This is a genomic window from Cypionkella sp. (genome assembly GCF_036782355.1).
In the GTDB taxonomy this organism is placed as follows: domain Bacteria; phylum Pseudomonadota; class Alphaproteobacteria; order Rhodobacterales; family Rhodobacteraceae; genus Cypionkella.
On record NZ_DAIPZF010000011.1, the window covers coordinates 63,087 to 86,640 of the forward strand.

The 23,554-nt window shown below is 60.6% G+C and carries 27 protein-coding genes; 20 read left to right on the top strand and 7 right to left on the bottom strand.

Going from position 1 to position 23,554, the window contains the following annotated elements:
- The first annotated feature begins 79 nt into the window (after positions 1–79).
- Both V7Q10_RS06240 and V7Q10_RS06245 read left to right on the top strand, forming a co-directional pair.
- A complete protein-coding gene (locus tag V7Q10_RS06240; protein WP_333868196.1) occupies positions 80–244 on the top strand; it encodes a hypothetical protein in 165 nt (54 codons plus the stop codon).
- 60 nt (positions 245–304) lie between these two features.
- Complete coding sequence (locus V7Q10_RS06245; protein WP_333868197.1) at positions 305–703, top strand: DUF3775 domain-containing protein; 399 nt, start codon at positions 305–307, stop codon at positions 701–703.
- 3 nt (positions 704–706) lie between these two features.
- Here V7Q10_RS06245 and V7Q10_RS06250 read toward each other — a convergent pair whose 3' ends face one another.
- On the bottom strand, positions 707–1,345 hold the full coding sequence (locus V7Q10_RS06250; protein WP_333868198.1) for a ribonuclease T2: 639 nt from the start codon (positions 1,343–1,345) through the stop codon (positions 707–709).
- Positions 1,346–1,497: 152 nt separating this feature from the next.
- Between V7Q10_RS06250 and V7Q10_RS06255 the strand changes: the two genes are divergently transcribed.
- Positions 1,498–2,241 (top strand): DUF1013 domain-containing protein, encoded by a 744-nt coding sequence (locus tag V7Q10_RS06255; RefSeq protein ID WP_333868199.1) that lies wholly within the window; start codon positions 1,498–1,500, stop codon positions 2,239–2,241.
- Between the two features lie 61 nt (positions 2,242–2,302).
- On the opposite strand, the gene V7Q10_RS06260 is transcribed toward V7Q10_RS06255, so the two are convergent.
- The gene (locus tag V7Q10_RS06260) at positions 2,303–3,151 is read right to left on the bottom strand and encodes a universal stress protein (RefSeq protein ID WP_333868200.1); all 849 of its coding nucleotides are present in this window, start codon (positions 3,149–3,151) and stop codon (positions 2,303–2,305) included.
- Positions 3,152–3,358: 207 nt separating this feature from the next.
- On the opposite strand from V7Q10_RS06260, the gene ccoN reads away from it, so the two are divergent.
- From ccoN to ccoS, 8 genes are all read left to right on the top strand, one after another.
- Positions 3,359–4,966 carry a cytochrome-c oxidase, cbb3-type subunit I gene (ccoN, locus tag V7Q10_RS06265; protein ID WP_333868201.1) on the top strand — a complete coding sequence of 536 codons (1,608 nt, stop codon included), beginning with the start codon at positions 3,359–3,361 and terminating at the stop codon, positions 4,964–4,966.
- 12 nt (positions 4,967–4,978) lie between these two features.
- Positions 4,979–5,704, top strand: a complete 726-nt coding sequence (gene ccoO, locus V7Q10_RS06270; RefSeq protein WP_333868202.1) for a cytochrome-c oxidase, cbb3-type subunit II — start codon at positions 4,979–4,981, stop codon at positions 5,702–5,704.
- 9 nt (positions 5,705–5,713) lie between these two features.
- Entirely contained in the window at positions 5,714–5,935 is a 222-nt protein-coding gene (locus V7Q10_RS06275) for a cbb3-type cytochrome c oxidase subunit 3 (RefSeq protein ID WP_333868203.1), read from the top strand.
- A gap of 2 nt (positions 5,936–5,937) precedes the next feature.
- Entirely contained in the window at positions 5,938–6,816 is an 879-nt protein-coding gene (ccoP, locus tag V7Q10_RS06280) for a cytochrome-c oxidase, cbb3-type subunit III (RefSeq protein WP_333868204.1), read from the top strand.
- A 200-nt stretch (positions 6,817–7,016) separates the two neighbouring features.
- Positions 7,017–8,450, top strand: a complete 1,434-nt coding sequence (ccoG, locus tag V7Q10_RS06285; protein ID WP_333868205.1) for a cytochrome c oxidase accessory protein CcoG — start codon at positions 7,017–7,019, stop codon at positions 8,448–8,450.
- 43 nt (positions 8,451–8,493) lie between these two features.
- Positions 8,494–8,991 carry a FixH family protein gene (locus tag V7Q10_RS06290; protein WP_394970754.1) on the top strand — a complete coding sequence of 166 codons (498 nt, stop codon included), beginning with the start codon at positions 8,494–8,496 and terminating at the stop codon, positions 8,989–8,991.
- A gap of 3 nt (positions 8,992–8,994) precedes the next feature.
- Entirely contained in the window at positions 8,995–11,187 is a 2,193-nt protein-coding gene (locus tag V7Q10_RS06295) for a heavy metal translocating P-type ATPase (protein WP_333868206.1), read from the top strand.
- A complete protein-coding gene (ccoS, locus tag V7Q10_RS06300) occupies positions 11,187–11,345 on the top strand; it encodes a cbb3-type cytochrome oxidase assembly protein CcoS (protein ID WP_333868207.1) in 159 nt (52 codons plus the stop codon). Before V7Q10_RS06295 ends, ccoS begins: the two co-directional genes overlap by 1 nt.
- On the opposite strand, the gene V7Q10_RS06305 is transcribed toward ccoS, so the two are convergent.
- The gene (locus tag V7Q10_RS06305; RefSeq protein WP_333868208.1) at positions 11,342–11,896 is read right to left on the bottom strand and encodes a YqgE/AlgH family protein; all 555 of its coding nucleotides are present in this window, start codon (positions 11,894–11,896) and stop codon (positions 11,342–11,344) included. The two genes, ccoS and V7Q10_RS06305, sit on opposite strands and share 4 nt — an antisense overlap.
- Before the next feature lie 147 nt (positions 11,897–12,043).
- Between V7Q10_RS06305 and V7Q10_RS06310 the strand changes: the two genes are divergently transcribed.
- On the top strand, positions 12,044–12,826 hold the full coding sequence (locus tag V7Q10_RS06310) for a protein-disulfide reductase DsbD domain-containing protein (protein ID WP_333868209.1): 783 nt from the start codon (positions 12,044–12,046) through the stop codon (positions 12,824–12,826).
- 6 nt (positions 12,827–12,832) lie between these two features.
- Here V7Q10_RS06310 and V7Q10_RS06315 read toward each other — a convergent pair whose 3' ends face one another.
- Complete coding sequence (locus V7Q10_RS06315; RefSeq protein WP_333868210.1) at positions 12,833–13,639, bottom strand: uracil-DNA glycosylase; 807 nt, start codon at positions 13,637–13,639, stop codon at positions 12,833–12,835.
- Between the two features lie 94 nt (positions 13,640–13,733).
- Here V7Q10_RS06315 and V7Q10_RS06320 point away from each other — a divergent pair, with 94 nt between their 5' ends.
- The 5 genes from V7Q10_RS06320 (at position 13,734) to plsY (ending at position 17,206) form a co-directional block, all read left to right on the top strand.
- Entirely contained in the window at positions 13,734–14,696 is a 963-nt protein-coding gene (locus V7Q10_RS06320) for an aspartate carbamoyltransferase catalytic subunit (RefSeq protein ID WP_333868211.1), read from the top strand.
- Complete coding sequence (locus V7Q10_RS06325; RefSeq protein WP_333868212.1) at positions 14,693–15,142, top strand: hypothetical protein; 450 nt, start codon at positions 14,693–14,695, stop codon at positions 15,140–15,142. The genes V7Q10_RS06320 and V7Q10_RS06325 overlap by 4 nt, the downstream gene beginning before the upstream one ends.
- Positions 15,139–15,261, top strand: coding sequence for a hypothetical protein (locus V7Q10_RS06330; RefSeq protein WP_333868213.1), 123 nt, complete (start codon positions 15,139–15,141; stop codon positions 15,259–15,261). Before V7Q10_RS06325 ends, V7Q10_RS06330 begins: the two co-directional genes overlap by 4 nt.
- Before the next feature lie 64 nt (positions 15,262–15,325).
- Positions 15,326–16,591: a dihydroorotase gene (gene pyrC, locus V7Q10_RS06335; protein ID WP_333868214.1), complete on the top strand. Its 1,266-nt coding sequence runs from the start codon at positions 15,326–15,328 to the stop codon at positions 16,589–16,591.
- Between the two features lie 3 nt (positions 16,592–16,594).
- A complete protein-coding gene (gene plsY, locus V7Q10_RS06340) occupies positions 16,595–17,206 on the top strand; it encodes a glycerol-3-phosphate 1-O-acyltransferase PlsY (RefSeq protein ID WP_333868215.1) in 612 nt (203 codons plus the stop codon).
- Positions 17,207–17,275: 69 nt separating this feature from the next.
- On the opposite strand, the gene V7Q10_RS06345 is transcribed toward plsY, so the two are convergent.
- The 3 genes from V7Q10_RS06345 to V7Q10_RS06355 form a co-directional block, all read right to left on the bottom strand.
- Positions 17,276–18,622, bottom strand: coding sequence for a glutamate--cysteine ligase (locus V7Q10_RS06345; protein ID WP_333868216.1), 1,347 nt, complete (start codon positions 18,620–18,622; stop codon positions 17,276–17,278).
- A gap of 110 nt (positions 18,623–18,732) precedes the next feature.
- The gene (locus V7Q10_RS06350; protein ID WP_333868217.1) at positions 18,733–19,290 is read right to left on the bottom strand and encodes a hypothetical protein; all 558 of its coding nucleotides are present in this window, start codon (positions 19,288–19,290) and stop codon (positions 18,733–18,735) included.
- Between the two features lie 25 nt (positions 19,291–19,315).
- On the bottom strand, positions 19,316–20,041 hold the full coding sequence (locus V7Q10_RS06355; protein WP_333868218.1) for a 16S rRNA (uracil(1498)-N(3))-methyltransferase: 726 nt from the start codon (positions 20,039–20,041) through the stop codon (positions 19,316–19,318).
- 11 nt (positions 20,042–20,052) lie between these two features.
- On the opposite strand from V7Q10_RS06355, the gene ubiA reads away from it, so the two are divergent.
- From ubiA to V7Q10_RS06370, 3 genes are all read left to right on the top strand, one after another.
- The gene (ubiA, locus tag V7Q10_RS06360) at positions 20,053–21,015 is read left to right on the top strand and encodes a 4-hydroxybenzoate octaprenyltransferase (RefSeq protein ID WP_333868219.1); all 963 of its coding nucleotides are present in this window, start codon (positions 20,053–20,055) and stop codon (positions 21,013–21,015) included.
- A gap of 92 nt (positions 21,016–21,107) precedes the next feature.
- Positions 21,108–23,195, top strand: coding sequence for an OmpA family protein (locus V7Q10_RS06365; RefSeq protein ID WP_333868220.1), 2,088 nt, complete (start codon positions 21,108–21,110; stop codon positions 23,193–23,195).
- A 13-nt stretch (positions 23,196–23,208) separates the two neighbouring features.
- Complete coding sequence (locus V7Q10_RS06370; protein WP_333868221.1) at positions 23,209–23,538, top strand: hypothetical protein; 330 nt, start codon at positions 23,209–23,211, stop codon at positions 23,536–23,538.
- Positions 23,539–23,554: the final 16 nt, after the last annotated feature.

Here is a 23,554-nt window from a genome sequence, read left to right on the forward strand (position 1 = left end):
CCCTGCCTTTGTGCATGGCCGCTTGCGGTGGGCTTGGCTTTAGGGCAAGGCTTATTGCAACCAGAAAGAGGCTTTCGACATGGACTATTCCAAATCCGGCAACGCGCGTGCTGACAAAAACACCCCGAAAAACAAACCCGGCCGTGGGCTTGGTGCTGAAAAAAGCCCGACCGGCGGGCGTCCCAGCAAAGAAGAGCTGGTGGCAAAGCTGAAAGCGATCGCCGAGGCGAAAAAGCAAGGCTGATCGAGATCAAGGCGCGCAGATCCTGCGCGCCTATCATCAGGGTCGAACAGGAGATCCCCGATGATAGAACTACCTTTCGACACCGCCGAGATTGACGCGCTGGTTGTGCGGTTCAAATCCGTTATGGCCCGCGAAGGTCTTGATATTCCTGATCTGGGCGGCAATGCCTCGGACGACGAGGTCACCGAGATGTTGCAGGAAACCGCAGGCGATTTAAGCCGCGACGAGATTACCCAAGAAATCGAGACGATGAATGACGATCAGCAAGACGCGCTGGTTGCCTTGTTCTGGATCGGGCGCGGCGATGCCGAGCCTGAAAGCTGGGCCAAGACCTGCCGTCTGGCCCGCGCGCGCCATGTTGGGCGGGTCAGCCGCTATTTGCTGTCAAAACCGCTGGTGGCGACCTATCTTGCCGATGGGCTAGAGGCGATGCAGACCTCGGGCCTGCTTGATCCGTAGCGCCTAGCGCACCGCGTCTAGTTCCGCGTCTTGCAGCGTGCAATCGCGGATCGTGTCGCTGCCACAGCGGCGCGGGGTCAGGTCTTTGGTCAGGCAAATCCGCAGCTCTTGGATCCTGCCCGCCTTGCAGGTGACGGTGATCTGATCGCGGTTCAGCTGCGGGTTGCGTTCCAGAAACGCGCCTTCGATCACGGCGGCGGGCACTTTCAGGTCTTTGTTTATCTTGGCAAAAAGTGGTGGGATCACCACCGAGCGGTAAGCTTTGCGCATGGTGGCGTAATAGCCTTCGGCCGAAAGCCCCGAACAGCGGCCGTGTTTTTTCCATTGGTAAAACGCCAGCCCCGATCCGCCCATGATGTCGGCCATCTGCGCCGTGGCGCTGCGGGCGGGGTCTGTGGCAGTCGTGCGGCAATAAGCGGGGAACCCTGCCTCATATTGCGGCCAAAGCCCGTGCAGCGTCCAGGTCAGCCCGCGCCCTGCGTCACATTGCGGATCGCGGCGCGCATCGCCTTCCAGCGCGCACCAATTTGCCGACCAGCCCAGCGACATCACATAATAATCGAAGTCGCCCGCCTTTTCACCATCGGCGCGCGCCGCACTGCATAGGCAAACCACTGCCAAGAACCCTAAAATAAGACGCATTTCCACTTTCCCTTTGGCTTGAAGCACACTATATCGGCAAATGAATTCCCTGAAAACGTGGAAGTCGCGGCCCTCGGGTCGCAGCCGTTTTCCCGGCACGGGGAAGATTTGCGAATTGGCCCCATGTGGGCAGAAACCGAAAGGACATTGCGATGTCGAAACCTTTGATGGCGAAAGCAACCGCTGTTTGGCTGGTCGATAACACCACGCTGACCTTCCGTCAGGTCGCTGAATTCTGCGGCATGCACGAGCTTGAAGTGCAGGGCATTGCTGACGGCGATGTGGCAACAGGGGTCAAAGGCTTTGATCCGGTTGGCAACAACCAATTGGACGCAGGCGAAATCGAGAAGGGTCAGAAAGATCCGCTCTACAAGCTGAAGCTGAAGTTCAACGCAAGTGCGGTTGGCGAAGAAAAGCGTCGCGGTCCGCGCTATACGCCCTTGTCCAAGCGTCAGGACCGTCCGGCCTCGATCCTGTGGTTGGTGAAATTCCACCCAGAGCTGTCGGACGGCGCGGTTGGCAAATTGGTCGGCACCACCAAGCCCACCATCCAAGCGATCCGCGAGCGGACGCATTGGAACATCAACAACATCACCCCGATTGATCCGGTGGCTTTGGGCCTGTGCAAGCAGTCTGAACTGGATACGGCGGTTCAGGCCGCTGCCCGCAAAAAGGCCGCAGAAGGGTCTGTGATGACCGATGACGAGCGGCGCAAGCTCGTTTCGACCGAGCAATCGCTGGGCATGGAGACCGAAGGCAAGATGGCCTCGGGGCTTGAGCAATTCACCCGCCGCGAAGAAGAAGAAAAGCCTGCCGATTTCTCGGATGCCGACAGCTTCTTTAATCTGCCCGATGCAGATGACGAAGACGACGAAGACGATAACTTGGTGCGTTAAGCGTAAGCTTCGTGTCTGAACGAACAAAGGGGCGGTCGAATTACGCGACCGCCCCTTTGCTTTAATGCGCCATAAAGACCGGAATTTCGGCTTTCTCTAGCATGTTGCGGGTCGTGCCGCCAAGGATGGCTTGGCGCAGCCGCGAATGGCCATAGGCCCCGATCACCAGCATATCGGCATTGATCTCGAGAGCATGCCGCGCCAGCACATCCGAGACGCGGGTCTGGGTGCGCGCCAGAACCGCAACCTCGGCTTTGACACCATGGCGCACCAGCATCTGACAGAGCGCACCACCGGGGTCAGAGCGATCAGAGCCGGTGATCGGCGGGTCAATCACCGTGATGCTGACCGCTTCGGCCTGTTTCAGCAGCGGCAAGGCAAGGCGGGCGGCGGTCATCGCCTCGGCGCTTTGGTTCCAAGCCAGAACGATACGTTTTGGCAGGGTGTTTTCGCCCAAACCGCTGGCTGGCAACACCAAAACCGGCGCATGGGCGTCAAACAGCGCCGCCTCGACCACGGCTTCGGCTTCGGGGCCAAGGCCAGTGCCATAGGGGCAGGGCAGCACCACCAGATCGGCAAAGCGGGCGCGACTGCCGACCAGTTCGGGGGTCAGGCCAATCTGGGCCACCATGGTTTCAACGCTATAGCGCAGATCGGTGCTTTCCTCGTGCAAAGCCGCGCGTGCGGCAGCGTCGATGCGGCGGGCCTCCAGATCGGCCTGCTCTAGGCCCGCTTCCAGTAACATCGCACCCGTGCCCAGATAGGAATAGCCAAGTTGGGTGCGATCGACCGCCAGTGCCAAAATCTCAAGATGGGCATCAAGCTTGCGTGCCATACGGGCGGCAGAACGAATTGCCAGCTCGGCTTCGGCAGGGTGGGTCAGAACCGTTAGGATGGTTTTATAGGTCATCACAGTATGCTCCTTTCAAAGGGGACTGCGTCAGCATGTCACCCAACAAAGGCATTGGCCTTGATGTCGATCAACCTTAGCTACACACCAAGTTGATATGGATCAAAGCTGGAACCGGCTTCGCCTGCGAAAAGCGGGTACAGTCAAAGCTCTGGGCGCAATGCGAATCGCAATCGCATGCGGGTCAGGCCTACGAAGGGACGCAAAATGTGGGATTACGTTAAACTTGTTGTATATGGGGTGATTGCGGTTTTGGCCGCAATTGGCGCCAACTATGCACATGACCTTGCCTATCAGGTGAACGCGATCGTCGTGATGCTTGCCGCAGCAATCGCATTCGTGTGGGAACTGCGGCATGCGGGCGAGGTTCAAGCGCATCCGCAGGATGAATATTTCGACAGCGTCGTGCGCGCGGGTGTGATTGCGACAACCTTTTGGGGCGTCGTTGGGTTTCTGGTAGGCGTGGTTATCGCCTTTCAGTTGGCATTTCCGTCGCTGAACCTTGGCAATATCACCGATGGGGTGCTGAACTTTGGCCGCTTGCGGCCCTTGCACACCTCGGCCGTAATTTTTGCTTTTGGCGGCAACGCGCTGATCATGAGCGCGTTTTATATCGTGCAGCGCACCTCAGGCGCGCGGCTTTGGGGCGGCAACCTTGGCTGGTTCGTGTTCTGGGGCTGGCAGCTGATGATCGTGCTGGCGGCGACCTCGTATCTGACGGGAGGCACCCAGGGCAAAGAATACGCCGAGACGGTCTGGTACATTGATATCTGGCTGACAGTGGTTTGGGTGGCTTTCCTGATTGTCTTTGTGGGCACGCTGGTCAAGCGCAAAGAACCCCATATCTACGTCGCAAACTGGTTCCTTTTGTCGATGATCATCACGGTGGCGATGCTGCATTTGGTCAACAATATGGCGATCCCGGTCAGCCTTTTCTCGTCGCAATCGGTGCCTGTTTTTTCGGGTGTGCAAGATGCGATGACGCAGTGGTGGTATGGTCACAACGCGGTGGGCTTCTTCCTGACTGCGGGCTTTTTGGGCATGATGTATTACTTTGTGCCCAAGCAGGCAGAGCGTCCGGTCTATAGCTACAAGCTGTCGATCATCCACTTTTGGGCGCTGATCTTCCTTTATATCTGGGCTGGTCCGCACCACCTGCACTATACCGCGCTGCCGGAATGGGCCTCGACGCTGGGCATGGTGATGTCGATCATCCTGTGGATGCCGTCTTGGGGGGGCATGATCAACGGTTTGATGACGCTTTCGGGCGCATGGGACAAGCTGCGCACCGATCCGGTTATTCGGATGATGGTGATCTCGCTTGGCTTTTACGGCATGTCGACCTTTGAAGGCCCGATGATGTCGATCAAATCGGTCAACTCGCTGAGCCACTATACCGACTGGACGATTGGCCATGTGCATTCTGGTGCGCTGGGTTGGAACGGCATGATCACCTTTGGCGCGCTTTACTTCCTGACGCCGCGTCTGTGGAACCGTGAAAGCCTGTACAGTCTGAAACTGGTGTCTTGGCACTTCTGGCTCGCCACCATCGGCATCATTCTTTACGCAAGCTCGATGTGGGTGACCGGCATTATGGAAGGCCTGATGTGGCGCGAAGTTGATGCCAATGGCTTCCTTGTCAACGCCTTTGCAGACACCGTGGCGGCCAAGTTCCCTATGTATGTGGTGCGCGGTACCGGTGGTCTGATGTATCTGACCGGCGGCATGTTGATGGCCTATAACCTGTGGATGACAGTGCGCGCGCAGCCTTCCAAGGCAGTGGTCAACGCCAACAACGCCGTTCCGGCTGAATAAGGGGGGCAACAGATGTCTATTCTAAATAAACACAAGTTCATCGAAACCAATGCCTCGCTTTTGCTGGTGCTAAGTTTCATCGTGGTGACCATCGGCGGTATCGTCGAAATCGCCCCGCTGTTCTATATTCAGAACACGATTGAAAAGGTGGAAGGGGTTCGCCCCTACACCCCCCTGGAACTTGCTGGCCGCGATATCTACATCCGCGAGGGCTGCTATGTCTGCCACAGCCAGATGATCCGCCCGATGCGCGACGAGGTCGAACGCTATGGCCACTACTCGCTGGCTGCGGAATCGATGTATGACCACCCGTTCCAATGGGGATCGAAACGCACCGGGCCAGATTTGGCGCGGGTCGGTGGGCGCTATTCGGATGCTTGGCATGTTGACCACCTGAGCAACCCTCAGGCGGTGGTGCCAGAATCGGTGATGCCAAAATATGCCTTCTTGTCGAATGCAGAAATCGACGGCCGCTATATCGAGGATATCATGAAGGTGCACCGCATGGTCGGCGTGCCCTATACCACCGAGATGCTGGACGCGGCTGTGGCGGACTTCAAGGCGCAGGCAGACCCAGAGGCAGACACCGCCGGTTTGGAAGAGCGCTATAAAAAGGTGAACATCGCCAATTTCGATGGCAACCCTGCTTTGACAGAAATGGACGCGCTGATCTCTTACCTTCAGGTTCTGGGCACGATGGTCGATTTCTCGACCTTCATCCCAGACCCAAAACGATAGGGGGCAGGGATGGAAACCTATAGCCTGATGCGCGCCTTCGCCGATAGCTGGGCAATGCTGGCGATCTTTCTAATTTTCGTTGGCATCGTGTTCTGGGCGTTTCGGCCCGGTTCGCAGGCAGTCCACGACGATATCGCCAATTCGATCTTTCGCCATGACAAGAAACCCGCCGCCGAGGCCATCACGCGGACACCGCGCGTTGGCGCCGACCGGCAAGCCGAGGAGGCGTAACCATGTGCGCCAAGCAAGTTAAAAAAGCCGAGAAAGAGGTTCAAACCACCGGCCACAGCTGGGACGGCATCGAGGAATACGACAACCCGATGCCGCGCTGGTGGGTCTGGGTGTTTTATGCCTGCATCGTCTGGGGCATCGGCTATTCCATCGCCTATCCGGCATGGCCGCTGATCCACGGCGCGACCCAAGGCCTGTTGGGGCCAACGCTGCGCACCGAAGTGGTGGCTGAAATCGCGCGCTTTGACGAAGCCAATGCGCCGATCAAGGCCAAGCTGAACGCCGCCGATCTTGCCGCTATTCCGGGCAATGACGAGCTGAAGACCTATGCCATCTCGGCCGGGGCTTCGGTGTTCAAAAACAACTGCGCCCAGTGCCACGGCTCGGGGGCCGCGGGGGTTCAGGGCAAGGGCTATCCGAACCTGTTGGACAACGACTGGCTTTGGGGCGGCGATATGGAAGCAATCCATACCACCATCGCACATGGCATCCGCAACACCACTGACGGGGATGCGCGCTATTCGCAAATGCCAAGTTTCGGCAAGGATGGCATTCTTGAAAAGGCGCAGATTGATGATGTGGTCGAACATGTGCTGCAAATCTCGGGTCAAGACCATGACGCCGCGATGGCAGAAGCAGGGGCGACAGTCTTTGCTGAAAACTGTGCGGCCTGTCACGGTGATGCGGGCATGGGCAACCGCGACTTTGGCGCGCCCAACCTGACCGATGCGATTTGGCTTTATGGCGGCGATCGCAAAACCTTGGTGCAGACCGTGACCTATTCGCGCTTTGGGGTGATGCCAGCGTGGAATGTGCGTCTTTCTGAAGACGAAATCCGCTCGGTAGCGACCTATGTCCACAGCCTTGGTGGCGGCGAGTAAATCTATGCTGTCGCGGCCCGTTTAGCGGGCCGCGATTGTTTTTTGCTGCCTAGGCAGCTCTGCCTTTGCTCCCGCGCCCGCTTGGCGCTTTTGTCGCAGGCTTAAAGCTGCATCGTGAATGTCTGTTTGATGCATATCAAGGCAAGCTCTGGACGGCAGGCGCAAACCCAAGGCCAGATTTAATAACCGGAGATAGGTCCGTGACGATCCAAGACCCTGAAACCCCAGTCCTTTTCGCCGCGCGCGAGCCGATTTTTCCGCGCCGTGTCAAAGGCACTTTCCGCAATCTAAAGTGGTGGCTTTTGGCGCTGATGCTGGGGATTTACTATGTCACCCCTTGGATCCGCTGGGATCGTGGCCCGCTTTTGCCCGATCAAGCGGTGTTGATTGATATGTCGGGGCGGCGGTTCTTTTTCTTTATGATCGAGATCTGGCCCTATGAATTCTATTTCGTGGCAGGTCTTTTGATCATGGCGGGGCTGGGGCTGTTCTTGTTCACCAGTGCGGCGGGCCGCGTTTGGTGCGGCTATGCCTGCCCGCAAACGGTTTGGACCGATCTGTTCATTCTGGTCGAGCGTTGGATCGAAGGCGACCGCAACGCCCGCATTCGTCTGCACCGGCAAAAGTGGGATGCCGAAAAGATTCGTAAGAACGGCCTGAAATGGACCGCCTGGCTGCTGATTGGCTTGGCAACTGGTGGCGCTTGGGTGTTCTACTTTACCGATGCGCCGACGCTGTTTCACGATCTGCTACACGGAACCGCCCATCCGGCTGCCTATATCACGATGGCGATTTTGACGGCGACGACCTTCTTATTTGGCGGCTTTGCGCGTGAACAAATCTGCATCTACGCCTGCCCCTGGCCGCGGATCCAAGCCGCGATGATGGATGAAGACACGCTGACCATCGGCTACCGCGATTGGCGGGGCGAGCCGCGCGGCAAGCAAAGCGTGGAAGGGCACGGCGATTGCATTGATTGCATGGCCTGCGTCAATGTCTGCCCAATGGGGATTGATATTCGCGACGGCCAGCAAATGGCCTGTATCACCTGCGGTTTGTGCATTGATGCCTGCAACGACACGATGGATAAAATCGGCAAGCCGCGCGATTTGATCGGCTATCTGGCGCTGACAGACGAGACCCGCGAGCGCGAGGGCAAGACCCCGAAATCGGTCTGGGCGCATGTGTTCCGCCCGCGCACCATCATGTATACCACGCTTTGGGCGGGGGTTGGTGTGGCGCTTGTGGTGGCTTTGTTCATGCGCACGGATATTGATGTCAACGTCACACCTGTGCGCAATCCACAGTATGTGACATTGTCAGATGGCTCGATCCGCAACACCTATGACCTGCGGCTGCGCAACAAACATGGCGAGGACCGCTGGTTCACGCTGTCTGCAACCTCTGATGCAACCTTTGTGCTGTCGATGGATGGCGATCAGGGGCTGAAGGTTTTGGTGCCTGCCAATGAAACCAAAACCCAACGTCTGTTTATCACCGCCCCCGCGCATAGCCATGGCGCAGAGGAAGAACGCACCGCCCTCAGGCTGTGGATTCAAGACGTAGGCACCCCCGAATTCCCCCATACCGATCGGGTGTCGCATGACACGGTATTTTTCGGCAAAGGAGACTAAGATGCACATCGGCTTTCAGTTCATCCTGATGTTTGTGGCCTTCATGCTGCTGTATTTCGGCGGTTTGGTTTGGCTGTTGTTTCGCAATGGCATCACCGGCCCGCGCTTTGGCGCCTTTATGGTGGCGACCTTTGGTCTGATCATCGCGGTGAATGTGACGATGGCCTATAAGGCCAACTCGACCTTCCCGGGGCTCGAGGTTAGCAATTCTTATGTTGCCAGCCAAAGCTTTGATGCCGATGCCAAGGCACAGCGTGCGCTTGGCTGGACGGTGACGCCCCGCTATGATGGTGCGCAAAGTGCTTTGGATCTGGCGATCACTGATGCTTCGGGTGCCCCTGTAGAGGTGCGCAATCTGATGGTGCTGGTCGGGCGGCCAACCGAAGCCAAGGAAGATATGCAGCCGCGCTTTGTGTTTGAGGGCGGGGTCTATCGGGCCGTAGCCGCCTTGAACCCCGGAAAATGGATGATGCATGTCGAAGCCCGCGCGCCAGATGGCACCCTGTTTCGCCAACGCCTGAACATCTTTGTCACGAGCTAAGTCATGACCCAAGCCGCCGCACATCCGTTGCAAGTTGAACATGGCGGCATGGCCGCTTGTCCGGCCTGTGCGGTGATGCCCTCGGCGCAGGCCTTGGCCGAGGCTGCAAAGCCTCTGCATGCGCGGCTGATGCTGTCGCTGCCAACTGCGCATTGCGCCGCCTGTATCTCGGCGGTGGAAGGCGCGGTTTTGGCCGCCGATGGCGTGATCTCGGCGCGGGTCAATCTGACGCTAAAGCGGCTGTCGGTCGAGGCCGAACCGCAGGTGAGCGCCTCCGATATGATCGCGGTTTTGCGCGGGGTCGGCTATGAGGCGCACGAGCTGGACGCGGGCCTGTTGAACACGACCGAGACCGACCGTCAGGGCCGCGATTTGCTGATGCGTTTGGGCGTGGCGTTTTTCTCGATGATGAATGTGATGCTGTTGTCGGTGGCGGTCTGGTCTGGGGCCGAGGCTGCGACCCGTGATATGTTCCATTGGATTTCGGCGATGATCGCTATTCCAACGGTGGTTTTTGCAGGCCAGCCGTTTTTCAAATCGGCTTGGGCGGCGCTGCGGGTGGGGCGTTTGGGCATGGATGTGCCGATCTCGCTGGCCCTTGTGCTGGCCAGCGCGATTTCGCTTTATGAGACCACGCAAAGCGGGGTGCATGCCTATTTTGACGCCGCCGTCATGCTGTGCTTTTTCCTGCTGCTGGGCCGTTATCTGGACCATCGCACGCGGGCGGTTGCGCGTTCGGCGGCCGAGGAATTGGCCGCACTTGAGGTGCCGCGCGCAAGGGTGCTGGTGGATGGCACCGAGGTCGAGCGCGCGATTTCCGAGATTGCCGTCGGTGATCTGGTGCGGGTGCGGCCGGGGGGGCGGATGCCGGTTGACGGCGTGATCACCGAAGGCGCATCTGAGATTGACCGCTCGTTGCTGACGGGCGAAAGCCTGCCGGTTTTTGCCGGTCTTGGCATGGCGGTTTCGGCGGGCGAGGTGAATTTGACCGGACCTTTGACGCTGCGTGTGACGGCAACGGGGGCCGATAGCAGCCTGCACCGCATGGCCGATCTGGTCGCCGTGGCGGAATCGGCGCGCAGCAAATACACCACTTTGGCCGAGCGCGCCGCCAGTTGGTATTCGCCCCTTGTGCATCTGTTGTCCTTTGCTGCCTTTGGCTTTTGGATGTGGCGCACGGGCGGCGATTTTCGCCATGCCGTCAATATTTCGGCGGCGGTGCTGATCATCACCTGCCCCTGTGCGCTGGGGCTTGCTGTGCCTGCGGTGGTGACCTCGGCCTCGGGCAAGCTGTTTCGCAAGGGTCTGCTGATCAAAGACGGCACTGCGCTGGAGCGTCTGGCGCAGGTCGATGTGGTGGTGTTTGACAAAACCGGAACCCTGACGCTGGGCACGCCCAAGCCGACCAATCTGGCCGATCACAGCCCGCAGGTTCTGGGCGTGGTCGCAGCGCTTGCGGCCGGCTCGTCGCACCCTTTGGCGCGGGCCTTGGCCACGACAGCCACTCCCGCTCGGGTCGAGGATCTGCGCGAAGTCGCAGGCTATGGCATCGAGGCGCGCCATATGGGCCAAGTGGTGCGGCTGGGCCGTGCGGAATGGGTAGGTACGCAGGCCGTTGACGTCACCGCAACCTATCTGTCGCTGGATGGGGTGGTGCATGTCTTTACCTTTGCCGACCACATCCGCCCCGGAGCCGAAGCCGCAATTGCCGCGCTGAAGGCGCAGGGTAAGGCGATTAAGCTGATTTCGGGCGATACCCCGGGCCCTGTCGCCGATCTGGCGCTGCGGCTTGGGATCGCGGATTGGACGGCAGGCGCGCTGCCTGCCGAAAAGCTGGCACTGGTGCGGGGGCTGACAGAAGCGGGGCATTTTGTCTTGATGGTGGGCGATGGTTTGAACGACACGGCGGCGCTTTCGGCGGCGCATGTCTCAATCAGCCCCGCCACGGCTTTAGATGCCGCGCGCACCGCCTCTGATATTGTGCTGTTGGGCCAGAATATGGCCCCAATCGGCGATGCTGCCCGCATCGCACGGCAGGCCAAGCGGCGGATTTTGGAAAACTTTGGCCTCTCAGCCGCCTATAACATCGTGGCGGTGCCAATTGCGCTTTTGGGCTTTGCCACCCCCTTGGCGGCGGCCTTGGCGATGTCGCTGTCGTCGATTACGGTCTCGCTGAACTCATTAAGGCTGAAGTAATGGAAATCTTGTCAATCTTGATCCCGGCTTCGCTTTTGCTGGGCGGCTGTGGGCTTGCGGCCTTTGTCTGGGCGATGAAAACCAAGCAGTTTGACGACCCCTCGGGCGATGCCAATCGCATCTTGATGAAAGACTGGGACGACCACCCAAAACCCTAGGCCCGTCCGGCGGTGGCCGAAAGCGACAGCGGATCAATCCCCATACTGCGCAGCGCATTGCTCCATTTGTAGCCGTCATCTGCGCCAAAGATCAGGGCTTCGGTCGGATCAACCGTCAGCCAGTCGTTGCGGCCAATCTCGGATTCGAGCTGCCCTGCGCCCCAGCCGGAATAGCCAAGCGCCAGCAGCGCGTGATCAGGCCCCGCACCCTGCGCCATCGCTTCTAGCACATCCAGTGTCGCGGTCATGCCATAACCGCCCAAGATATGCATTGTCGCGCCGGTAGAGCGATAGTCAGGCGAATGCAGCACAAAGCCGCGTGCGGTTTCAACCGGTCCGCCAAAATGCACGGTAATATCGCGGCCATGCGGCGATTTTGGGATGTTCAGATGATCGAGCAGCTTGGCAAAGGACAGATCTTGCACGGGTTTGTTGAGGATAAGCCCCATCGCGCCCTCGGCGGAATGCGCACAGATCAAGATCACCGAATGCTCAAAGCGCGGGTCTTGCAGGGCGGGCATTGCCACCAGAAGTTTGCCGACCAAATCCATAGAATCGGGGCCTTTCGTCCGAAGAGCTTTAGGATGGGGTGTCAGGCGGCGCGGCTCAAGCCCCAATCACGGAAGATTTGGTTATGTTGCTCTGGCTCTCGCCCAAACGTGACTTCCCCTGACCGCAGATTTGGCTAAGGTCTCGGCATGATGAAAGCCCTGCTTCTTGCCCTGCTGACCGCCACGCCCGCCCTTGCAACCGAGCAAGACGAGGTGATTTCCGCCCAGATTTTGCCTGGCTGGCAGCAAAGCAATGGCCACCACATGGCCGCGATCAGCCTGACACTGGCACCGCAGTGGAAGACCTATTGGCGCAGCCCCGGGGATGCAGGCATTCCTCCGATCTTTGATTGGGCAGGCTCGCAGAATGTGAAATCGGTGCGGGTGCTTTGGCCAAGCCCCGAGGTGTTTCACACCAATGGCATGCAGACCATCGGCTATCATGACGCGGTTGTGTTGCCGATCGAGGTGGTGCCGGTGGATGCAGCCAAACCTGTGGCCTTGCAGGCCCGTGTAGATCTGGGGGTTTGCAAGGATATCTGCATGCCTGCCGTGGTTGATCTGACGGCGCGGCTTGGCGAGAGCCGCAGCGCTGATCCGCAGATCGAGGCAGCGTTGCGCGATTTGCCAAAGCTGGCACAGGCTGCGGGGCTTTCGTGTCAGGTGCAACCGATCAAGGATGGCCTGCGGGTGACAGCTCAGATGGTGCTTGCGGTGCAAGGCGCCGGGGAAACGGTGATATTCGAGGCCGGTGATCCGGCAATCTGGGTGTCAGAGGCCCAATCGCAGCGTAGGGGCGACAGGCTGACGGCGGTAGCGGATTTTGTGGCGAGCGGCGGTGCTGCCTTTGCCTTGGATCGTTCGGCGATCACGCTGACCGTGCTGCATCAGGGTGGCTCGGTAGAAATGCAGGGCTGCCCCGCACCCTAGGCCGGGTTAAAGGCCGCGCAGTTTCGCTTGCAGCGACAGCAAATCAGCCCAAGCCTCGCGCTTGGCGGCGGGATTGCGTTGCAGATAGGCGGGGTGGGTCATCGCAAGCACCGGCTTGTCAAAGGCCTGCGCCCAAGTGCCGCGATGGCGCAAAATCCCGCTGCTGTTCAGCGCCAATTGCAAGGCATCATTGCCCAACAGCACCACCACGGCAGGATTGATCAGTGCGATATGGCGGGCCACAAAGGGCCGGATGATGGCGATTTCATCCGCGCTTGGCTCGCGGTGCGGCGCGCGCCATGGCAAGCTGGGGGTGATATAGATCGCCTGCGCGGCCTCGGCGCTGCGCGACAGGCCAATGGCTGCAAACATCCGGTCCAGCATCTCGCCCTTGCTGCCAACACAAGGCCGCCCTTCGCGGTCTTCTTCGACATCGGGCGCTTCGGTCAGGATCAGCACGCGGGCCTGCGGGTTGCCATCGCCAAACACCAAATTGCGCGCACCGCGTTTGATCTCTAATTGGTCAAACCGCGCCAGCGCTTCGCGCAGATCGCCCAAGCTTTGCGCGCCAGATGCCGCAGCGGTTGCCGCCGCAATCGCCATATCGGCGGTTGGGGCGGCAGGGGCCACCGCGCGCGGCGGCGCGGGGTTGGGTACTGCGGCCACAGGATCGGGCAGTTTAACAGGCTCTGGCAAATCATAGCGGTCAAGCGGGGCCTCGCCGATAATATCGCTCACGCCCAGATCAACCTGCCATGCCAAGGCTGCAAGCGATGCGTGCCAATCGGCGGCGATGTCGGTCTCGATTCCCATGCCGCCAAACTAGGCGCTTGCGCCGCCTCGGACAAGCCGACTTGTCGTGCGGGCGCGGGCTTTCTATAAGCAGTCAAACATCACGGAGAGGCCCATGTCGTTTCGCGCCCGCCACCTGCTTGGGATTGAGCATCTTTCGCCCGCCGAGATCACCACAATCCTTGATCTGGCCGACCGCTATGTCGATCTGAACCGCCGCACCGTGAAATCCTCGGATGCTTTGGCGGGGCTGACGCAGATCAATATGTTCTTTGAAAACTCCACCCGCACGCAGGCCAGTTTCGAGCTGGCGGGCAAGCGGTTGGGCGCGGATGTGATGAACATGTCGATGGGCTCGTCCAGTGTCAAAAAGGGCGAGACGCTGATCGACACCGCGATGACGCTAAACGCGATGCACCCCGATCTGCTGGTGGTGCGGCACGGCGCGTCGGGGGCGGTGAACCTGCTGGCCGAAAAGGTGAACTGCGCGGTGCTGAACGCAGGCGACGGGCGGCATGAACACCCGACGCAGGCCTTGCTGGACGCGCTGACCATCCGCCGCGCCAAGGGCCGGATTCAGCGCCTGACCGTGGCGATTTGTGGCGATATCGCCCACAGCCGCGTGGCGCGCAGCAATCTGATTCTGCTGGGAAAAATGGAAAACCGCTTGCGGCTGATCGCCCCGCCTACCTTGATGCCTGCCGGTGTCGAACATTTCGGCTGCGAGCTTTATGACGACATGAAAAAGGGGCTTGAGGGCGCCGATGTGGTGATGATGCTGCGGCTGCAAAAAGAGCGGATGGACGGCGGCTTTATCCCGTCAGAGCGTGAATATTACCACCGCTACGGGCTGGACGCTGAAAAGCTGTCCTTTGCCAAGCCGGACGCCATTGTGATGCACCCCGGCCCAATGAACCGCGGCGTCGAGATTGACGGCGAGCTTGCCGATGACATCAATCGCAGCGTTATTCAGGATCAGGTGGAAATGGGCGTCGCGGTGCGGATGGCTTGCATGGATCTGTTGGCGCGCAACCTGCGCGCCGAACGTGGCGCCAAGGCCGTGGGGGCAATGGTGTGAACAAGCTGACCGCCGATCAGATGTATGGCGCGCCGGCACCGCTCGAACCGGGCGAGGTTGTGGTTGCGCACTTTGCGCCTGACCGGCAGCTTTATTGGCGTCTGCATGCCAGGATGGCGGTGATTGGCGGTGTGCTGGCGGCGCTTGCGCTGATGATCAGCGGCAATCCCGATCCTTGGGTTGGGCCGGTCGCGGCAGCGCTTGCGATGGCGATGCGCGGTTATTACCTGCGGTCCGAGATTTTCGCCGAAGAATGGCGCTTGACCAATTGGCGGCTGCTGGGCCCCGCGGGCCGCATCGCACCGCTTGCGCGGCTGAAACTGGCGCGGCCATTCTTGGGGGCGGTGCAGATCGTCACTCAAAACGGTGACAAGCATCTGATCAAATATCAAGCCAATGCTGGCGCTGTTGTGGCGCAGATCATGGCTGCAAAGGAGGCCGCATGACCCCCGATCCCGACCGCAAACCGACCAAGGCCGAAATGCGTATGGGCGGCAGGGTCGCCACTGTGGTTTTGGTTTTGCTGGCGGTGTTCACGCTGGCTTTCGTTTGGATGGCAGGCTGATGGCTGCTGTCGGTATGACTTCTTTTCTGGCGCTGCCACTGGCGCAGCCGAACCGCGAGGCAAAATGACCCTGCATCTGACCAATGCCCGCCTGATCAACCCCGAAACCGGCAGTGATGCTTTGGGGTCTTTGACCATCGACAACGGGCTGATCGTGGCGATGAATGATCCTGCCCCCGAGGGCGCTGTCGAGGTGGATTGCGGCGGCCATTGCCTGGCCCCCGGCATCGTTGATATCGGCGTCAAGATCGGCGAGCCGGGCGAGCGGCATAAGGAAAGCTTTCGTTCGGCGGGTTTGGCGGCGGCGGCGGGTGGCGTCACCACCATCATCGCGCGCCCTGACACCGAGCCCGCGATCGACACCCCCGAGACGCTTGAGTTTGTCACCCGCCGCGCGTCAGAGGCGCGGGTGCGCATTCGCCATATGGCGGCGCTGACCAAGGGCCGCGCGGGTCACGAGATGACCGAGCTTGGGTTTTTGCTGGATGCGGGGGCCGTGGCCTTTACCGATGTGTTTCAGGTTTCCTCTGACACCAAGGGCTTAAGCCGAGCGCTGACCTATGCGCGGTCTTTGGGGGCCTTGGTGATTGGCCATCCGCAGGAACCGGGGCTGTCAAAGGGGGCTTCGGCCACCAGCGGCAAATTCGCCTCGCTGCGCGGCATTCCGGCGGTTTCGGCCATGGCCGAGCGCATGGGGCTGGACCGTGACATTGGTTTGGTCGAGATGACCGGCGTGCGCTATCACGCCGATCAGATCACCACCGCGCGCAGCCTGCCGGCGCTGGAACGCGCCAAGGCCAATGGCTTTGCGATCACGGCGGGGGTGTCTATTCACCATTTGACGCTGAATGAAATGGATCTGGGTGATTACCGCACCTTCTTCAAATTCACCCCGCCGCTGCGGTCGGAAGAAGACCGTTTGGCGATGGTGCAGGCGGTGGCCGAGGGGCTGATCGACATTATCGGGTCGTTCCACACCCCGGCGGATGAGGAATCCAAGCGCTTGCCGTTTGAAGATGCAGCCTCTGGGGCAGTGGGGCTTGAGACGCTTTTGCCCGCTGCCCTGCGGCTTTATCATGCCGATCAGATCGATCTGCCAAGTCTGTTTCGGGCGCTGGCGTTGAATCCGGCCAATCTGCTGGGCCTGCCGCAGGGGCGGCTTGCGCTGGGCGCGCCGGCGGATCTGGTGCTGTTTGACCCCTATGCGCCCTCGCTTTTAGACCGCAGCCGCCTGCATTCGAAATCGAAAAACACCCCCTTTGACGGCTGCCGCATGGAGGGTCGGGTGCTGGCGACCTATGTCGGCGGTGCGCAAGTGTATCAAGGATAGATCATGCCCGAGATTGTCACCTCACCGCTGCTGTTGGTTGTTGTTGCGCTGCTGTCTTACCTGCTGGGATCGGTGCCCTTTGGGCTGGTGATCACGCGGCTGCTGGGCTTGGGCGATTTGCGCGCGATTGGCTCGGGCAATATCGGCGCGACCAATGTGCTGCGCACGGGCAATAAGCCGGCGGCCTTGGCGACACTGATTCTGGATGCCGGCAAGGGCGGCATTGCGGTGCTGATTGCGCGGGCGGCTGTGGGGGCGGATGCGGCGCAACTGGCCGGGCTTTGCGCCTTTTTGGGGCATCTGTTTCCGCTGTGGTTGGGCTTTAAGGGTGGCAAAGGGGTTGCGACGTTTTTGGGCACGCTGCTGGCGCTGGCTTGGCCGGTGGGGCTTGCCTGTTGCGCGGTTTGGGCGGTGACGGCGGCGATCAGCCGGATTTCATCGCTTTCGGCCCTGGTCTCGGCGGCCAGTGCGGTGATTTGGCTGGTGGCCTTTGGTCAGGGCCGGATGTTGGCGCTGGTCTTTGTGCTGACGCTGCTGGTCTATCTGCGCCATTGGGCAAATTTGCAGCGGTTGCAGGCGGGCACCGAGCCAAAAATTGGCGCGAAAAAACCCTGATGCGGTGCCTTGGCCCCGCCTGAGCAGCCTCCGGCGGGGATATTTAGGCCAAGATGAAAGCGGCGGGCGTTACAGGCTTGCGGCCTCGTAGATCGGGCTCAGGCTTGCGCCCCAAGGGCCGTAATAGGCGCGCAGCCAGCGGTCGGCTTGGGTGGTGCCGGATTTCAGACCGTGGACGAGGGGTTTGAGATAGATCTCTTCGCCCAAGCCCCTTGCGGCAAGGCCCGCCTGCGACAAAGCCACCGCCGCGCGCGCAAGATCGAGCAGTTTTACGCCATTGGCCTCGCCCTGAAGCGCTTTTTCGGAAGCCGCGATGCGCAGGCCTTCGCGGGTTTCGGCATCAAAGCCCTTGACCAGATCCCAAGCGGCATCCAGCGCGGTTTGGTCATACATCAGGCCAACCCAAAAGGCCGAAAGCGCGTTGATATGGGCTTGGTCGCCGCAATCTGCGCCGCGCATTTCGATGTATTTCTTAACACGGGCTTCGGGGAAGACTGTGGTCATGTGATCGGCCCAATCGGAAAGCGTGGGCTTTTCGCCGGGCAGCGCGGGCAGGTTGCCGGCCAGAAAATCGCGGAAGGATTGGCCAAGCGCGTTGATATAGGCGCCGTCGCGGTAGACGAAATACATCGGCACATCCAAGACCCAATCGACATAGCGCTGAAAGCCCATGCCGTCTTCAAAGGCCCAAGGCAGCATGCCGGTGCGGCTGTCATCCAAGCCGCGCCAGATCCGCGAGCGCCAGGATTTATGGCCGTTCACGCTGCCATCAAAGAACGGGCTGCTGGCGAAAAGCGCTGTGGCCACCGGTTGCAGTGCCAGCGCGACGCGCAGTTTCTTGACCATGTCGGATTCCGACGAGAAGTCGAGGTTCACTTGCACCGTCGAGGTGCGATACATCATCTGGGTGCCATGGGTGCCGACGCTGCCCATGTAATTTGTCATCAGCCGGTAGCGCCCCTTTGGCATCACCGGCATGGTGTCGTGGCTCCAGTCGGGCGCGGCGCCGATGCCCATGAATTTGATGCCCAAAGGCTCGGCAATGGTGCGCACCTCGTCAAGGTGGTTTTGCAACTCGGCGGCGATGTCGTGCAGGGTTGCAAGGGGGGCGCCCGAGAGTTCGAACTGACCGCCCGGTTCCAGCGAGACATTGGCGCCATTGCGGGTCAGGCCGATGATATTGCCGGCCTCGCGCACTGGCATCCAGCCAAAGCGGGCTTCTAGCCCTGCGAAGATCGCCGAGATCGAGCGTTCGCCCGCATAGGGCAGCGGCGCGCGGCTGTCGGTCAGCCAGCCGAATTTTTCGTGCTCTGAACCGATGCGCCAATCCGCTTTGGGTTTGCAGCCCGAGGCCATATACTCAGCCAATTGCGAGAAATCTTCGATCGGGCCGCCGCCGGACTGTGGAATCGACATGGGCGCACCCCTTGGTTCGTGTTTCAAGCCGATTAGGTGTCGTCGAAAGTCGGGCAAGTCAAGGGCAAGTCGTAAAACTGAACGCTGGCGGCTGGAAATAATCGGCGCTGTTAGGCGCCTGTGACCACGCCGCTGCCGCGCCTGCGCCAGACCAGCGTCATTTCGGGGATGTCGCCACGGATCGGCAGGCTGCTGGCGGGGCCTGCGGCAGGGTTTAGGGCTGCGACCAAAGCGGCAGTGTCGATCTCGGGCAGGCTGGCGAAGGCGTCAAACAGGCGGTCCGCGCCTTCGGCATCGACGGGGATCAAGAGAGCTTGGCCGTCAAGTTGCTTGAGCCGCCAGACCCTGCGTCCGCGCAAGCTGAGCAGGCGGATTTCTTGCAGATCGGCGATCGAGACATAGCCGCCGCCCTGTGGCCCCAGATAGCCCAGCTGCGCCTCGTCAACTTCGACCACCCCTGGGGCTGCAATATCTTGCGCAAAGCGCATGCGGCGATAGGCCAAGATCGCCCAAGCCAGTCCCAGCGCGCCGATGCCACCGCCCAAGGGGGTGAGCAGATAGCCGCCTTGGCCGATCAGCCAAAGGCCAAAGCCAAGGAGCGCTGCCGCCAAGATCACCTCGCGGGCGCGCAAGGCGAGGGCGGTGACTTCGGGGCGGATCAGCGGCATGGCGGCCTATGGGTACAAAAGGCGCTCATGCCCAATCGCCAAGGGCTGCTTGCCATAGGGTGATGGCGGCGACGGCTGCGGTGTCGGCGCGCAGGATACGGGGGCCAAGCGCGATGGGGTGGACCATGGGAAGGCTGCGCAGGCGGGTTTTCTCATCCGCCGAAAAGCCGCCTTCGGGGCCGATCAGGATCGCCCAAGGCGCGCCGCGGTTGCTGGGCAGGGCGGGGGCTTGGCCGACCAGGCTTTCGTCGCACCACATCAGGTGGCGCTCGGCGGGCCAGGAGGCCAGCAATTTATCAAGGCTGGTGATCTCGGCCACCTGCGGCACAAAGGTGGCACCGCATTGCTCGGCGGCCTCCATCGCATGGGCTTGCAGCCGGTCTTGGCGGATGCGGTCGGCGTTGGTGTGGCGGGTTTGCACCGGCATGATGCGGGCGGCCCCCAGTTCGGCAGCCTTCTCGACGATAAAATCGGTGCGGGCCTTTTTGATCGGCGCGAAGATCAGCCACAGATCGGGGGGCAGGCGCAAAGCTGCGGTCTGCACCTCGCACAAAAGGATGCCACCGCGCTTGCCTGCCTCGGCCACGGTTGCGCGCCACTCACCATCGCGGCCGTTGAACAGCGCCACCAAGCCGCCGCGCGACAAGCGCATGACGTTGAAAAGGTAGTTGGCCTGCTCGGGCGACAAAGCCACGGCTTGCCCCATGCCCAAGGGCTGGTCTACATAAAGTCTGATCTTTGCTTCTGTCATGGTGGGAACTTATGTCTGAGACGCGCGAAATGCCAGAGGCCAAAACGGTTGCCGATGCACCTGCGGGCAATTGGGTGGACCGCTGGGCTCCGGCGGCCACAAGGCCCTATTTGCGGCTGTCGCGGGCAGACCGCCCGATTGGCACTTGGCTGCTGCTGATCCCTTGTCTGTGGGGGATTGCGCTGGGCGCGATGCTGGATGGCTTTCGGCTGTGGGATCTGTGGTTGGTGCTGTCTTGCGGGCTGGGGGCCTTTGTGATGCGCGGTGCGGGTTGCACCTGGAATGACATCACCGACCGCGAGATTGACGCCGCGGTGGCGCGCACCAAAAGCCGTCCGCTGCCCTCGGGTCAGGTGACGGTGAAGGCGGCGCTGGTCTGGATGGTGGTGCAGGCGCTGATCGGAGCCTGCATCTTGTTCAGCTATAACTGGCTGGCGGTGGCGCTGGGCGTGGGGTCTTTGGCGCTGGTGGCGATCTATCCTTTTGCCAAGCGGTTCACATGGTGGCCGCAGGTGTTCTTGGGGCTGGCGTTTAATTGGGGGGCACTGCTTGCCTTTGCTGCCCATGCAGGTGCTGTGACGCTGCCCGCACTGCTGCTTTACGGCGCGGGCATTGCCTGGACGCTGTTTTATGACACGATCTATGCGCATCAAGACAAAGAAGACGATGCGCTGATCGGGGTGAAATCCACCGCGCGGCTGTTTGGCGCGCAATCTCTGCGCTGGTTGCAGGGGTTTATGATTGCCGCAGTCAGCCTGTTTGGGTTTGCTGTGATTGCGCTGCCTTTGCCGCCCGAGCGGATGGCGGCGATGGCCGTGGCGCTGATCGGGGTTTGGGGCTTTGGCCTGCATATGCTGTGGCAATTGCGCAAATTGGATATCGATAGCCCCGAGGTCTGCATGCGGCTGTTCCGCTCGAACCGAGATACGGGGCTGATTGCTGCGCTGTTTCTTGCCGTTGCCGCTTTGCTTTGATTGATCCCCTGAGCTGGGCGCTTTATGCCTTGCTAAAGGCTGTGTTGCGCAAAGCGATCTGCCGCCTTGACGATAGCATTTAGACCGAGAATATGGCCCCTGTGGTAAAGAAATACACCCTTCGCTCTTTGCAGCTTAAAACCAAACTTATGGCGCCCACGGCTTTTGTTGGGGCGGCCTGCGTTGCCACTTTGGTGGCTTGGGGCGCTGCGGCCTTGGTGGAAAAGGTCTCGGCACAGGCGGTAAAATCGCGGCTTTTGGCTGAAGGCATCACCTATGCACAGGTGCGTGGCGATGGCTTGCAAATTCATCTCAGCGGTACAGCGCCAAATGAAGCGCTGCGCTACCGGCTGATCAATCTTGTCGGCTCGGTGATCGAATCGTCGCGGATTCGCGATGCGATGGAGATCGCGCCGATCAAAGCCATCGAGGCGCCGCGCTATTCCATCGAGATGCTGCGCAATGATGATGGCATTCAGCTGATTGGCCTGCTGCCGCAGTTAGAGCAGGTGGCGCAGGTCACCAAGACCGCGCAAGCCCTCAGCCCCGATATTCCGCTGATGGATATGATCGAGACTGCCGATTACCCCGCGCCCAAAGGCTGGGATATCGCGCTGGGCTACGGCATGGAGGCCCTAAGCCTTTTGCCACGGTCAAAGATTTCGGTGGCCGCGGATGCCGTGGGGATCACCGCGATTGCAAGCTCGGAGGCCGAAAAACGCAGCTTCGAGGCAGAACTTTCGGCGCTCAAACCCAAGGCTTTGGCTGTCCGGATCGAGATTTCTGCGCCGCGTCCGGTGTTGACGCCCTTTACGCTGCGCTTTGTCAAAGATGCGCAGGGTGCGCGCTTTGACGCCTGTGCGGCCGACACCGATGTGGCAAAGGCCAAGATTTTGGCAGCCGCAGGCGCTGCGGGGGCCGATCCGCGTTCGGATTGCACCATTGGTCTGGGCGTGCCGACGCCGCGCTGGGCCGAGGCGATTGCGTTGGGCATCAGCTCGGTGGCCAGCCTGTCAACCGCAACGCTGACCTTTTCGGATGCCGATGTCAGCCTGCTGGCCGGTGATGATGTCAGCCAAGACGATTTTGACCGCGTGGTTGGTGATCTGGAAAACGGCTTGCCGGATGTGTTTTCGCTGAAATCCACGCTCGAGAAAAAGGCCACCGCAGCGCCGCAGGGGCCTGCCGAATTTACTGCCATCCTCGCTGCCGAAACCCATCAGCTTGAGCTGCGCGGCCGGTTGACCGATGTGATGATGCGCGATGCGGTCGAAAGCTTTGCCAAGGCCGAGTTTGGCACCAAAAAGGTGCGGGTTGGCACGCGGCTTGACCCTGATTTGCCCGATGGCTGGCCGATCCGTGTGCTGGCGGGGCTGCAAGCGCTGTCAGAATTGGACAACGGCAGGCTGGTGGTGCGCGCCGATACCGTCGAGATCAGCGGCGTGACCGGATCGCAATCGGGCAAGGTGCGGATCTCGCAAATTTTGTCGGGTAAGCTTGGGCAGGGCAAGACCTTTAAGGTCTCTGTAAGCTATGACAAGACCTTGGATCCTTTGGCAGATTTGCCAACACCTGCGGAATGTTCGGCTGCGGCAGACGCGGTTTTGGCCAAGAAGCAGATCACCTTCACCCCCGGATCGGCCGAGATCGACGTAGGTGCGGGCGCGGTGCTGGATGATCTGGCGAAAGCGCTGAAGCGGTGCAGGGGTGTCAAGCTTGAGGTCGCAGGCTATACCGACGCGCAGGGTTCTGCCGAGGGCAATCGCGCCCTAAGCCAAGCTCGTGCCGAGCAGGTTATTTTGGCGCTGGAAGGTCGGCAGATGGACGTCGCGGGGCTGATGGCCAAGGGCTATGGCGCCGAAAACCCGATTGCAGATAATGGCACCGAAGCCGGACGCGAGGCCAATCGGCGGATCGAGTTTAATCTGATCGCCCCCCCCGCTCCGGTCGAGGCGGCGGTTATCGCGGCAGGCGCTGGCTTGGCGGGCGATGGCAGTTTGGACGAGGCCGCGCCCATGGATGCGCCGATGGATGCAATTGACGCGGCCGCAGAAGACAGTGCCGCAGCAGATTCAGCAGAGCCCGAAGCGGCGCCGGATTTTTCGGCCGACACCAGCCCCTCGGTCGCCCCGACCAAAATGACCAAGCGCCCCAAAGCGCGTCCAAAAACGAACGGCTAGAAGGCAGACCCCTATGAACCGGACCGAATTCATCGTTGCAACCGCGATCATCTTGCTTTTGGCCTTTGCCGCGGGATGGTTTACCTATTGGTTGCTGCACCGCTTTACCCGTGTTGCGGGTGGCGATGTTGCCGAAATGGACAAGCTGGCGCAATCGCTGCACGAGGCCGAAGAGATGCGTGATCAGGCCTTGGTCTATCTGGAAAGCCGCGAGGCCGAGCTGACCAATCAAATCGCCCAGACCGAGGCCGAATTGCGCGCCGCCATGGAGGGCCTGCGCGATGCGCGACACGAGGCCGAAGAGATGCGCGCCTATATCGAGCGCATGCATGCCAACAGCTAGGCGCGTTTGGCCAGCG

Coding starts and splice junctions, on each gene's coding strand:
- V7Q10_RS06250 (WP_333868198.1), bottom strand. CDS start 1,345: ATGCGTCTTATTTTAGGGTTCTTGGCAGTGGTTTGCCTATGCAGTGCG.
- V7Q10_RS06370 (WP_333868221.1), top strand. CDS start 23,209: ATGAACCGGACCGAATTCATCGTTGCAACCGCGATCATCTTGCTTTTG.
- ccoS (WP_333868207.1), top strand. CDS start 11,187: ATGGAAATCTTGTCAATCTTGATCCCGGCTTCGCTTTTGCTGGGCGGC.
- V7Q10_RS06255 (WP_333868199.1), top strand. CDS start 1,498: ATGTCGAAACCTTTGATGGCGAAAGCAACCGCTGTTTGGCTGGTCGAT.
- pyrC (WP_333868214.1), top strand. CDS start 15,326: ATGACCCTGCATCTGACCAATGCCCGCCTGATCAACCCCGAAACCGGC.
- V7Q10_RS06315 (WP_333868210.1), bottom strand. CDS start 13,639: ATGGGAATCGAGACCGACATCGCCGCCGATTGGCACGCATCGCTTGCA.
- ccoN (WP_333868201.1), top strand. CDS start 3,359: ATGTGGGATTACGTTAAACTTGTTGTATATGGGGTGATTGCGGTTTTG.
- V7Q10_RS06275 (WP_333868203.1), top strand. CDS start 5,714: ATGGAAACCTATAGCCTGATGCGCGCCTTCGCCGATAGCTGGGCAATG.
- V7Q10_RS06355 (WP_333868218.1), bottom strand. CDS start 20,041: ATGACAGAAGCAAAGATCAGACTTTATGTAGACCAGCCCTTGGGCATG.
- ccoO (WP_333868202.1), top strand. CDS start 4,979: ATGTCTATTCTAAATAAACACAAGTTCATCGAAACCAATGCCTCGCTT.
- V7Q10_RS06305 (WP_333868208.1), bottom strand. CDS start 11,896: ATGGATTTGGTCGGCAAACTTCTGGTGGCAATGCCCGCCCTGCAAGAC.
- V7Q10_RS06290 (WP_394970754.1), top strand. CDS start 8,494: ATGCTGCTGTATTTCGGCGGTTTGGTTTGGCTGTTGTTTCGCAATGGC.
- V7Q10_RS06320 (WP_333868211.1), top strand. CDS start 13,734: ATGTCGTTTCGCGCCCGCCACCTGCTTGGGATTGAGCATCTTTCGCCC.
- V7Q10_RS06330 (WP_333868213.1), top strand. CDS start 15,139: ATGACCCCCGATCCCGACCGCAAACCGACCAAGGCCGAAATGCGTATG.
- ubiA (WP_333868219.1), top strand. CDS start 20,053: ATGTCTGAGACGCGCGAAATGCCAGAGGCCAAAACGGTTGCCGATGCA.
- V7Q10_RS06310 (WP_333868209.1), top strand. CDS start 12,044: ATGATGAAAGCCCTGCTTCTTGCCCTGCTGACCGCCACGCCCGCCCTT.
- plsY (WP_333868215.1), top strand. CDS start 16,595: ATGCCCGAGATTGTCACCTCACCGCTGCTGTTGGTTGTTGTTGCGCTG.
- V7Q10_RS06345 (WP_333868216.1), bottom strand. CDS start 18,622: ATGTCGATTCCACAGTCCGGCGGCGGCCCGATCGAAGATTTCTCGCAA.
- V7Q10_RS06240 (WP_333868196.1), top strand. CDS start 80: ATGGACTATTCCAAATCCGGCAACGCGCGTGCTGACAAAAACACCCCG.
- V7Q10_RS06245 (WP_333868197.1), top strand. CDS start 305: ATGATAGAACTACCTTTCGACACCGCCGAGATTGACGCGCTGGTTGTG.
- V7Q10_RS06365 (WP_333868220.1), top strand. CDS start 21,108: ATGGCCCCTGTGGTAAAGAAATACACCCTTCGCTCTTTGCAGCTTAAA.
- V7Q10_RS06295 (WP_333868206.1), top strand. CDS start 8,995: ATGACCCAAGCCGCCGCACATCCGTTGCAAGTTGAACATGGCGGCATG.
- V7Q10_RS06260 (WP_333868200.1), bottom strand. CDS start 3,151: ATGACCTATAAAACCATCCTAACGGTTCTGACCCACCCTGCCGAAGCC.
- V7Q10_RS06350 (WP_333868217.1), bottom strand. CDS start 19,290: ATGCCGCTGATCCGCCCCGAAGTCACCGCCCTCGCCTTGCGCGCCCGC.
- ccoP (WP_333868204.1), top strand. CDS start 5,938: ATGTGCGCCAAGCAAGTTAAAAAAGCCGAGAAAGAGGTTCAAACCACC.